This window comes from Hymenobacter arcticus, from assembly GCF_054779975.1.
This window is the reverse complement of sequence record NZ_BAAGXF010000020.1, coordinates 56,717-67,220: the sequence shown is the minus strand read 5'-3', so window position 1 is coordinate 67,220 and position 10,504 is coordinate 56,717. Positions and strand designations below refer to the sequence as shown.

The window sequence follows — 10,504 nt, the reverse complement described above, 5'->3', positions numbered from 1 at the left end:
GTAGTGGCTGCCGCCACTACTGTCGAGCTTCAGAACGCCTGATGCTCCACTTTCAACCGGCTTAGTATTTGGGAGGAGGTCAAAGCCGCTTAACCTCTGCCTACCACTGGCTTATCGAACGGGGAAGCGTACAGTCTAGGCAGAGCGCACAGAAGTAGGAAGTAACTTTCCTGAGTCATGAGTGCAGCAAAGAGCAAGAAGACACCGGCTAAACGACGCAAATACGATGATGCCTTCACAGCCGAAGCCCTGCTTCTGGCCTCGGAGAGCCGCAGCACGCAGGCGGCCGCCTAGCAGTTAGGTATCAGCCCTAAGCTGCTCTATCGCTGGCAGTCCTGCAACGCACAGGGGCAATTGTCGAGGGCAGCTACCTGTGCAGGCGAAAGGCCAAGGCCACTGCTTCCTACTCGGGCGTGAGCACCGTCGAGGCTGGTTTGGGTTCCACTGACGCATCCGCTGTAGTGGGGCGGCGACGCCACTTGGCCACCGGTTGGGGTCGACGCTAAATTGCCCACAGACTTGTTTGGAAAGCAGACCCCACGGCTCCCCATTATCCTTCGGGACTATATAACTAGCATCCTAGCCGAACCGTCAGCGCATGAAAAGATAACCATCACTGGAAAGTACCGGGGATAAGTTAGTTGGCCGGCCAAGGGCTGGCGGGCGGGGCTTGGCTAAATTCCAACAAACCGACTTCCCAGCTCGGCTCGGTGGGTGTGCATGCTACCAGCAGCACCAAGCCGGCTTCGGCCAGGCCCTGCGCGTGCCCGGCCCCAGCCAGGGTACCGGCGTTGGCTGCCTGGGTGGCCAGAACCCAGTGGTGCGTTCGGTCCAGCCAGAACTCGTAGCCCTCCAGGTAGGCTGGGTAGTTGCCAAGCCGCCGCAACTGCCGGTAAAGCCGGGCCAGGGCTGCCGCGGCCCGGTAGAGCGGTTCGGCATCGGGCCGGGTCGCCAGGTCAGTAGTGCGCAGGAGCGTATGCAGGCCGGTGAGCTCGGCAAATTTGGCCAGTTCTGGGTCCTGCAACAAATCGTGCGCTTGGTAGAGCAGCAGGGCGTGCGCTAGGTCTACCAGACGCCAGGAAAGCTCCTCACCGAAAGCCGTTTGTGCGGTGGCAGCACTGCGCTCGTCAGGGAAGATGGAACGGTGCTGCCCTAGGAAATCAACCTTGCGCCGGGTGGCCAATAGTTGCCGCAGGCCCTCCCGGATACGAGGCGTCAACTGCTCGACCTGATAACCAGCGCGGGCCAGGCGAATGAGCACGAGCAGTTGGCCGGTTTGACTCAGTATTGGCTCCGCCAGCTCCCGCGATTCGGAGGTGCGCAAATAGGGCCAGGCATCAAGCAGCACCTGCAAGTGAAGCCGGACGATAGGCGTGGGCGTGCGCAGGCTGAAGTAGCGCAGCACTTGGAAAAAAAAGTCCTGCCAGGCCGGGCCGGCTGCCGCCACCGCCCGCAGGGCCGCGTGCCGCAGGTGCTCATCGAGCTCATGTAGCAGAGCTGGTTCCACGCTGAGGCCACCGTCGGCATCGAGCCACGCCAGCAGGCAGGCCTGGTCGGCGTACTCGGGCGGGCCCGCCGCAGCCAGCAACGAGAGCAGGCGCGCGCTAAGGTCGGCCAGCCAGGCGCGAGCCCGCTGGGCATCGGCGGGCTGGCCCGAAACCTGGGCCACGCGCTGGTAATACAGCAGCAGCGCCCCGACTTCGGCCAGGGAGCTGGCCGAAGTCGGGTGGTCGGGCAGCAGTTCGTGAACCAGTGCCCAGCCTGATTCAGCGGGGGGCCATAGGGCAGGAGTGGAAGCAGCGGGCAGCATATTGGGCGAGTAAGCGAAATGAAGAGCGCCTGATATCTGGCTGGCCAACAACGAAAAGCATTGCGCCTCACTACCCCCGTCAAGTGCCTTGACGCGGTTAGTGAGGCGGGCCGGTAGCCAAACGGGCGGGTAGCTACTCGCCACCCGCCCGTCGACCGTTCGGGTAGAGCTACCTAGAACCTACTGCTGGTGGCCACGATGCTGCTGAAGTTCGGCGTGCCTGCTGATTGCGGCGCTTTAGTGAAACGAGTAATGGTTTTTTTACTGAGGGTGAGGCGAGAGGTGGCAGCAGACTTGTTCATTGAAAAAGGTAGTGGAAAAGGTTGTGGTAAGGCGGTGAAACAAACCTAGAGGCGTGCCCCCCACTCGTTCAACTTACCTGCACCAAGCCCACTATTGCCAGTACCAAACCGGCTTTTCGGAGCACTTGGGGTGGCAGCATCTGCGCGGCCGGGGTGGCCCGTGTACTTTTACCATATGCCATTCGACTCCCGCGCCCTGCGCAGACTACTCATTCATACCCTCATCTGGCTGAGTTTCATCGTGTATGAGCAGGCCGTGTTTCTGCTCGCGGGCACTCCGCCGCCTTCGCTAGCCTCAATGCTATTCAACTACCTGTTCAACATCGGGCTCTTCTATATGAATAGCTGGGTTTTGCTGCCCCGGGTGTACGAGCGTCGCTACTACAGCTTCTACCTGGCGGCCGTACTGGGCCTGCTCGGCACCTATGCCCTGCTGCGCACCGCGCTTTACCTGTATGTGGTGCCCGCACTGGCCCTGGGGGCGGTGACGAGCATGGTGCCAGCCGGCATCACGCCGTTCACCTTCTTTTTGGCCCAGTCTTTTTACCGCGGGGTCTTCTTCGCACTGCTGAGCACGGGCTACTGGTTTGCCTACCGGGCCGTGCAGTTGGAGGTGCAGAAGCGCCATCAGCAGGAGAAACTGCGCATTGCCGAGCGCAGCCTACTTGAAGCCAACTTGGCCTTCCTCAAAAACCAAATCAACCCGCACTTTCTATTCAACTCTCTGAACTTCCTCTACGCCAAGGTATACCCGCACTCTGAAACCGCCGCCCGCGGCATCGTGCTACTCGCCGAAATCATGCGCTACGCCCTGCACGAAGAAACCAACGGCAAAGTCATGCTCGTCCAAGAAGTGCGCCACCTGCACAACTACATTGCCCTTAATCAGCTGCGTTTTAATAATCAGTTACAAATAGACTTGCAGCAATGCCCAGCAATCGATTACCTTCGCATTGCGCCCCTGGTACTCATCACCTTCGTCGAAAATTGCTTCAAGCACGGCGAGCTGACCGACGTGGCAAACCCACTACGCATCCGGCTGGAGCTGGAGCAAAACCGACTCACGTTTGAAACCCACAACCGCAAGCGGCTCGGACCCAAGGAAAGAAGCGCCGGTATTGGCCTAGCCAATACTAGGCAGCGGCTCGACCTGCTGTACCCCGACCGCTACACCCTAACCCTAGACGATGCCGCCGAACACTACACTTGCAGGTTGGTAATATACTTATAATAAATTAATACATGATTTCCTGCATGATTGTCGACGACGAGCAAAGCGCCATCGACATCCTTTCCACATTCGTGGCCCGCATACCCTTCCTCTCGCTGGCCGGCAGCACCACCAACCCCCTCGAGGCGCTGGCGATGCTGCAAAACCAGCCCATCAACCTACTGTTTCTTGACATTCACATGCCCCAACTCTCGGGGCTGGACTTTCTGAAGCTGCTCAAAGGGCAGACCCAAGTGGTGCTCACCACGGCTTACAGCGAGTTCGCCATCGAGAGCTACGAGTTGGGCGTGCTCGACTACCTGCTTAAGCCCATCACCTTCGAACGGTTTCTGAAAACGGCCCAGAAGGCCCTCAACGCCGCCCTCGTGCCCAGCCCCCTCTGGCAGCCCGAAGAAAAAGCCGAAGACTACATCTTCTTTAAGACCGAGAGCAAGGGCAAGATGATTAAGCTCCGGGTAAGCGATATCGTATATGTAGAGGGGCTGAAGAACTACGTGTCCGTTAATACCCTGGAAGAAAGCGTTATCACCCTGCTCAACATCAAGGACCTGGAGGAGAGGCTGCCGTCGCGCCAGTTCATGCGGGTGCACAAGTCCTATATCGTATCATTAGATAAAATCAGCGCCATCGATGGCAACCAGATTTTTTTCAAAGGCCTGAAAGCCTACGTACCCCTTGGCGAAACCTACCGCCCGTCCTTTTTCGAAGTGCTGCACCACAAAATGATGGGCACCAAGAAGTAGCCGGTCTAGCCCAAAGCCGGCTGTCCAGCTAGCCGGCTTTGGTAATAGCGCGCCATAAAATCGTATACCAGCAATTCGTGCAGCCGGGGGCGGTTGCTAACTGCCCGGTTCACTAGTAGGTGCACATAGCTGCCAAGCAGGGCCGGCAGGGCCACTTCGAGCTGCTCCTGTGCCTGCCTGGCCAGCAGCTCCCGGGCCACAGTGGGCAACAGTGCCTCGAGCGGCAAGGAAGCCGGGTCGGGGGCGGACAGGACCGCGCGCAGGGCTGCCCGGTGCTGCCGGTAGCGTGCATCGAGCTGCCGGCGCAGGGGCTTGTCGAGACCGAATTCGCGGGAAAATGCCTCGCGCCGAGCGCCAATGAAGGCCAGCTTGGCGGGCAGGTCCAGGGCAAAGGCGCTCAGCAACTCATCGATGCCGCGCGCCGCCAGTAGCCAGCCCGTATGCCCGGCCACGGACCCGTCAGATTCCGTATGGTCGAGGAGGGCCAACTGGGCTAGCAGCCGGCGGCTGTCGTAGTAGAAGAGGCTTTCGCTCAGTCCGATGGTGCACGGACCGTAGCGCTCCAGCTCGCGCTGGTAGGTATCGGCTTGGATTTTCCAGAGACTGCCGCTAGCTGCTTCTGTCGCCAGTGCTTCCGCCACTAGCGCAATCACCTGACCCAGCGCGGCCACGTCGGGCAGGTGCAGGCGCAAGCGTAGGTGGGGGTCGGGGTCGGCGTAGCGGATGAAAAACCACTGGTCAATGAGGCCCTCGGCCAGCAGCTGCTCAGTGAGCGGGGCCACGGCCTGGACCAGCAGCCGGTCGGCCACGCGGGGGCCGCAATACAGCTTGTAGTACAGCCATTCGGAGCCCAGCGAGAAGGTGCGCGGTACGGCCGGAGACGCGGCGGAGATGGCCACCTCGTGGTAGCAGGCGGTTGGGCGCACCAGGGCCGCCACAAACTGGTTGGTGTAGGGCTGGCCGGCCGGGTCGCGCACCAGGGCCGTGGCGGGGTCGAACGGAAACTCCCGCAGCAGGCAGCCCTCGGGCCGGCGCACAAGGGCCAGCCACCGCGCCACGCTGGCCGGCTGGTCGGCATCGACGAGCAGCTCGTGGTCGCCATCAGCCAGGGTGAAATAGCGGGGCAACTGCCAGCGCTGGCGAAAGTCGGTCCAGGCGGCGGCTGCCGCTGCCGGTGCCAGCAGTGGGGCCAGGTCGGCGGCACTGAACTGCCAACTGGCCGCCTGTAGCAGCACGCCCTGGCTGCTGAGCCGCGGCCGGAAGGTGGCCTGGGGCGCAATGACTTCCCAGCTCACGCCCAGGCTGGCCTGTAGGCCTTGGGTTTGCAGGTCGCACAGCAGCTGGTAGGCAGGTAGGGCTTCGTGGGTGTAATTATGCGACGATGCCAGCCGGGGTATCACGCGGCGGCCGGTGCGGGCGTCGCGCAGTTCCAGCTGGCCCTGGCGCTGCCGCAGCGTAAGGTGCTGCAGCGCCAAGCGCGCCTCGGGCGCGGCCCCAGACTGGGCCAAGTAGGGCAGCTCATAGGCCCGCAGGCAGGGGCGTTGCAAAATGTTGCCGGAGCGGCTGGTAGGTAGGTGGCAGATTTCGGCCAGCAGCACGGCGGGGTTGCGGGCCTGTTCGGTATCGGCTACGTGACGCACCAGCCCGGCAATGGCCGGCGAGGCGTGAGCAAAGCGCCCGAGCAGGTTAACGGCGCTGGACCCACCTGCGTGCTCCAGCAGCAGCAGCCCGTCGGCCAGCACTCGAAAAACCACCGAAAGCGACGGCGGCAAGGCCTCGGCCACGCTGGGCAGACCCTCCACCTCCGCCAGCGTAACCTCGATGCTGTAGTGGCCGTGCTGCTCGGCCGCCCGCAGGCGCCGCGCCAGCCACTGCTGGGCCTCTATGAGCGGGGTGGGGGTTGCCGGGGCTGCCCCCACCGGGGTGGGCAGCTGCAGGTCCTCCACCAGCGGCGCGTAAGGCTGGCTGCCGTATTCAGAATAACTGATGCCGCTTTCCGAATCGAGGGCCACGAGCAAGGGCACTTCCTGCTCTTCGTAGCGGGCGGCAAACTGCTCGGCGAACTGGACTAGCCGGGCCGGGCGGCTGGGCGGCGTGAGGTGGGCCAGCACCCGCAGGGCGGCCAGCAGCGCTGGCTGGTGCTCCTGCGCCAAGGTGGCCCCGGCCCGCACGCCGGGCAGCAGGTCTACCTGGAAAAGCCGGCCGGCCTCGAACGGCACCCCCAGCGGCAGTAGTCGGGCTGCAATGTCCTCGTAGGACGAGGCCGCGTGTGGTCCGCTCCCCGGCTCGTCGAGGGCGCGCAGCCGGGCCTCCACGTCGTTGAGCACCGCCCGGGTAGCACTCAGGCGAGCATCGGGTGCGGCGGGGTCGTCGGCTTGGCGCAGCACCCGGCGCAGATGGTCCAAAAATTCCGGACCGGTTACGGTGGGCTCCAATTCGCTCAACAGCAGTTGCGCGGCAATTAGCTCATCCACGAAGGCTAGGGCTTCTGCCGAGTCGGCCGGTCCTTCGGCCTGGTCTCCAACCAATAGGCTAGCAGCCAGCGCCTGCCGAGTATGGCCACCGGTACTGACAGCCAGCACCCGCTCTAGGGCTGGCGAGGTTTCCACGGCGCTAATCCGGTGCTCGGGGGCAGCAATATCGGCCGCGTAGCCGTACTCAATGTAGCGCAGCTCACTGCCCAGCGCGTACCGGCTAGAGTTGGGAAAATAGCGAAGGCGACTGCGTAGGGGCTCCTGCGTGGCCAGGTGCGCAACCAGGGCCCCCAGGTAGTGCATGTCGAGGCGGGTGTGCCGGGCCTGGGCCGTGGTGTCCAACTCAAGTTGGCTGCCGGGTCCCCAGGACACCACCGAGCACCCGGCAAACAGCCCGAAGGGCGTGCAGCGGCTACTCATGCGGCTGCGGTAGCGGCAGAGCGCCCCCACCAGCTTGTCAATTTTTTGTGGGTTTACGAGCTCGCCGCGCTGCCAGCGTTGGCACTCGGAGTAAAGCTCCGGCGAGGCCAGATAGAGCGCCTCCAAGAAGGCTGGGTCGGCCAGCCATTCGGCAGCCTGGGCTGGTTCGGGGTAGCGGCTGAACGGCAGCGTTGGGGTGCGGAGCACCAGCGTGGGGTGGAAAGCGTAGGAAATCAAAGCAGCAGGGCGACAACGGAGGTTGGAGCGCGGAAGCGGGGCCAACGGGCAGATTTCGCGCTAGACGGCTAAGATAGGGGCTTGCGGATAGGGTGAACGCCGGCCGCCTGACGCAGCTATCCCTATCGCTGAGTATTGTTAAACAAATACGGGAAAAACTTCTAACTTGATTGGTTACGCGGAATAGATTCGGGCCAGTTGAGGCTGTAGCTTGGCCAGGAAATTATTCAATGAGAGGCACTTGCCGTACTTCAGGTGCATGGCGGCCATGGCCCGCCCCCCTGTCCAGTAATAGCAGTACATTCAATGAATCTACAGCATGGACGGCTGTTCCTTCCTCTTATAATTTCAAAGATTGCCATTGGCAACTGCGCCGAGCACCTCACCGACACGGTGCCCAGCTTTACCAACTACCTGTTCGCCATACGGGGGCGGCATTCTCCGTCTGCGCCGCGTAACCGCGACTTGAGCAATGAGAAGCTGCACGCACCGCTGGGCTCCTCAGCTTTCGGGGCCTTGCCGCCCTGGCCGGGCGGGATGCACGATACGCAGCGCGGCAGTTGGGTTGTTTGTGCGTTTTGTTCATGGCGACGCATCCGGTAAAGTGGCCCAGACGTCAGTGGGACAATGCGTGAGCAGGCTTCTCAATAGGCTTCTCCTCCGAGCGCATTTTCCGTAAGCCGCTGGCAATTGCATAAGGAATCCCTGCGCAAATACAACACGAAATCACGTTGAAACCAATTACCAAGGCTAGCCAAGCAGATGCCGACAGCTCAGAATTGCGAGTTAGCCACAGGAGCTGCGGGCAATTAACAATCAGCAGGGAATAGCCCAGGCCAATGACTATATTACTTATCAATACAACCCAAAAAAACCGCGCGTCTTTCCACCAAAATGCTCCACCTATGCCCAGCAAAGCCCAAGCTACCAGTTGCGCCGGCCCGTGCAGCAAAATATGAATAGCCAACAAGACAATCCACAGAACAACTATTTTGCGATAATTCATTGGAATTTATTCTTTGGCAAAGATGATTTTATAAGAGATAAATTTTAGCTCCGCCGGCGAGGCCACAAACTGGGTGGGGTGCACGGTATTTTTCGTCCAGTCGTGGAGCTGCTGCCCATAAAACCGGGAATTTATCCGGCCGCTTTGCCCTCCGGCGGTTACCATCCAAGAGCGAATGCCTCGGGGGCTCATCTCGACGACGGTACGGACGACGGAGTGGGCATCGTAATTCACGTTGATGGTGTTTTCGCTGCCGCCAACACCCACAACTGGCGTCTCCAGCCACGGTAGCGAAGAGATGTTAGCTACTGAAAAATCGTAAGTGATGCCCGCCGTCTCTGCGCTACCGGCGGCCTGGCAGATAGAATCTGTTTGCGCCACGATGCCTTGGAATACAGCCTCGCTTTGAATCTTCTTCCCGTTCAACGCTAGTTCCTCGTAGCTCAACAGGAAGTGCATAAGCTGGTCGAAAGAGGGAGCGGTTTTAATCTGCAATTGGGCCGCGAGCTTCTTGCTGGTGAGGGCGGCACTGCGGCGAAAGCATTTATAGACCAGTGCTTCGCGCGAGTTGGCCGTGAGGGTGCCATTCCAGCGGGCCAACCGTTGCCAATTGGCGGATAGCTGCCGGGTCCCGGCGTACTTCTTCATCAGCCGTTGCAGGTCGTACACCGACAGGTCGACCACGTCTCGCTGCATGGCCACCATGCTGTCCTTAGTGAAAGCGTGTCCCTGCTGCAGCAGCGTATTTATCCGGTGCGGGCGGTATAAATCCTCAAACCAATGGGCGGCGTAATAATAGCGGCCGCGCTGGGGTTCCTGATTAGCAGAATAGAGGTACCCTTGGGCTGGGTTGTATGCCTGGGGCAGCGAGTCGAAGGGTACGTAGTGTTGCAGCGGACGGGTGGTGCCATCGAGCATGCCGCCGGCGTAGCCAGCGGGTTTAAGGGGCATTTTGCCGGCGCTAATCTCCCCGATATTGCCGTCCACGTCTCCGTACACAAAGTTCTGCGATGGATAATCGTACCGGCGCAAGGCCGTGCGAAACTCCTGCCAGTTAGCGGCGTGCATTACTCGCCAGAGCGACTGCACGGCCTGGGTGCCCGCCTGCGGATGCCACCGCAACGCATAAACCAGCCGGCCCTTCCTCACCACCCGACCAAATACCGAGTAGTCTACCTGCTCGCGATGCGCGTTGCCGTTCTTCACCTGGATTGTGTATGCCTTGCGGCGCATTTTTTCCCAGTGGCCGTCGAGCCAGTAAGCGGTGCTGTCCCGGGGGTTCAGTCGCAGGACGTATTGCTCGGTCACGTCCCAACTGCCGTTGGTGACTCCCCAGGCAATGCGGTCGCTGTGGCCGGTGAGCACGATTGGGATGCCGGGAATAGTATAGCCGTACAAGTGAAAGCGCGGGCACTTCATCTGCACCTCGTAGAATATGTTCGGCGCAGTCAGTATCAGGTGCGGGTCGTTGCACAACAGCACTTGGTGCGCGGCCGTGCGCCGCGGCCCCACGACCCAGTTATTGCTTCCCAGGCTCTTGTTAGTCGGCCGCGTGGCGAAACCATTTACGTCCTGCCGACGAAAAACGGCCAGTGCTGCTTTACCAGTGGGTTTGGAAGGGCGCGGCTGCCCGGCCCGCGCCGGCACAATCAGGTCCGGATTGGTGGGGTAGTCGGGGTAAAGAATGCTGAGCACCTGCTCGGGAAGCTTATCCAAGAGTTCCTGCTTGTCGATGTAGTCGTCGTAGTAGGAAAGCTGGGCGGCCACGTACCATTGCAGCAGAAAAGAGTAGTACGGTTTCCAAGCTTGCGGCGAACGGCCGAAAAGCAGGTACATGGGGTCGCGCTGGGTAGGCGCTTCCTGGCGGAGGTACGCATTCACGCCTTGGCTGTAAGCGGTCAGGTAGGCATACAGGGCCGGGTCAGCTACCCGCACGCTATCCAGTATCTGCTCGCCTTTGCGCTCAAACTCAAAGGGCTTCCATTCCATATCCGAGTCCAGTCCCGAGGCCCCGACCATCTCGGCCAGCCGCCCACTGACTACGTGGCAAAGCATTTCCATCTGGAAATACCGGTCTTTGGCATGCATATAGCCGAGCGCATAAGCTGTCGCCGGGGCATCCTGGCCAAAAATATGCGGCACCGCCAACGTGTCGACGTACACCACGGCTTCGTGGCTGGCCCGATGCAGGGCTAGCACTGGCTGGGGGGTGGGGTCCTGCAACGAGAGAATACCACCGCGATACGCCATGATATTGGCCACGGCATTTCCCCCCCAAGCC

Annotated in this window: 6 protein-coding genes; 2 read left to right on the top strand and 4 right to left on the bottom strand. The window is 61.1% G+C overall.

From position 1 onward, the window contains the following. Positions 1-637 precede the first annotated feature (637 nt). The gene (locus tag ACYVGC_RS22530; protein ID WP_460586093.1) at positions 638-1,810 is read right to left on the bottom strand and encodes a glycoside hydrolase family protein; all 1,173 of its coding nucleotides are present in this window, start codon (positions 1,808-1,810) and stop codon (positions 638-640) included. Positions 1,811-2,287: 477 nt separating this feature from the next. Here ACYVGC_RS22530 and ACYVGC_RS22525 point away from each other — a divergent pair, with 477 nt between their 5' ends. Both ACYVGC_RS22525 and ACYVGC_RS22520 read left to right on the top strand, forming a co-directional pair. Continuing rightward, a complete protein-coding gene (locus tag ACYVGC_RS22525; RefSeq protein ID WP_460586092.1) occupies positions 2,288-3,343 on the top strand; it encodes a sensor histidine kinase in 1,056 nt (351 codons plus the stop codon). Between the two features lie 23 nt (positions 3,344-3,366). Next, a complete protein-coding gene (locus tag ACYVGC_RS22520; RefSeq protein WP_460586091.1) occupies positions 3,367-4,086 on the top strand; it encodes a LytR/AlgR family response regulator transcription factor in 720 nt (239 codons plus the stop codon). Positions 4,087-4,091: 5 nt separating this feature from the next. Here the strand turns inward: ACYVGC_RS22520 and ACYVGC_RS22515 are convergent, their stop codons facing one another. The 3 genes from ACYVGC_RS22515 to ACYVGC_RS22505 form a co-directional block, all read right to left on the bottom strand. Then, entirely contained in the window at positions 4,092-7,217 is a 3,126-nt protein-coding gene (locus ACYVGC_RS22515; RefSeq protein WP_460586090.1) for a lantibiotic dehydratase, read from the bottom strand. Between the two features lie 616 nt (positions 7,218-7,833). After that, positions 7,834-8,223 (bottom strand): hypothetical protein, encoded by a 390-nt coding sequence (locus ACYVGC_RS22510; protein WP_460586089.1) that lies wholly within the window; start codon positions 8,221-8,223, stop codon positions 7,834-7,836. A 6-nt stretch (positions 8,224-8,229) separates the two neighbouring features. Beyond that, positions 8,230-10,473, bottom strand: coding sequence for a penicillin acylase family protein (locus ACYVGC_RS22505; RefSeq protein WP_460586088.1), 2,244 nt, complete (start codon positions 10,471-10,473; stop codon positions 8,230-8,232). Positions 10,474-10,504 lie beyond the last annotated feature (31 nt).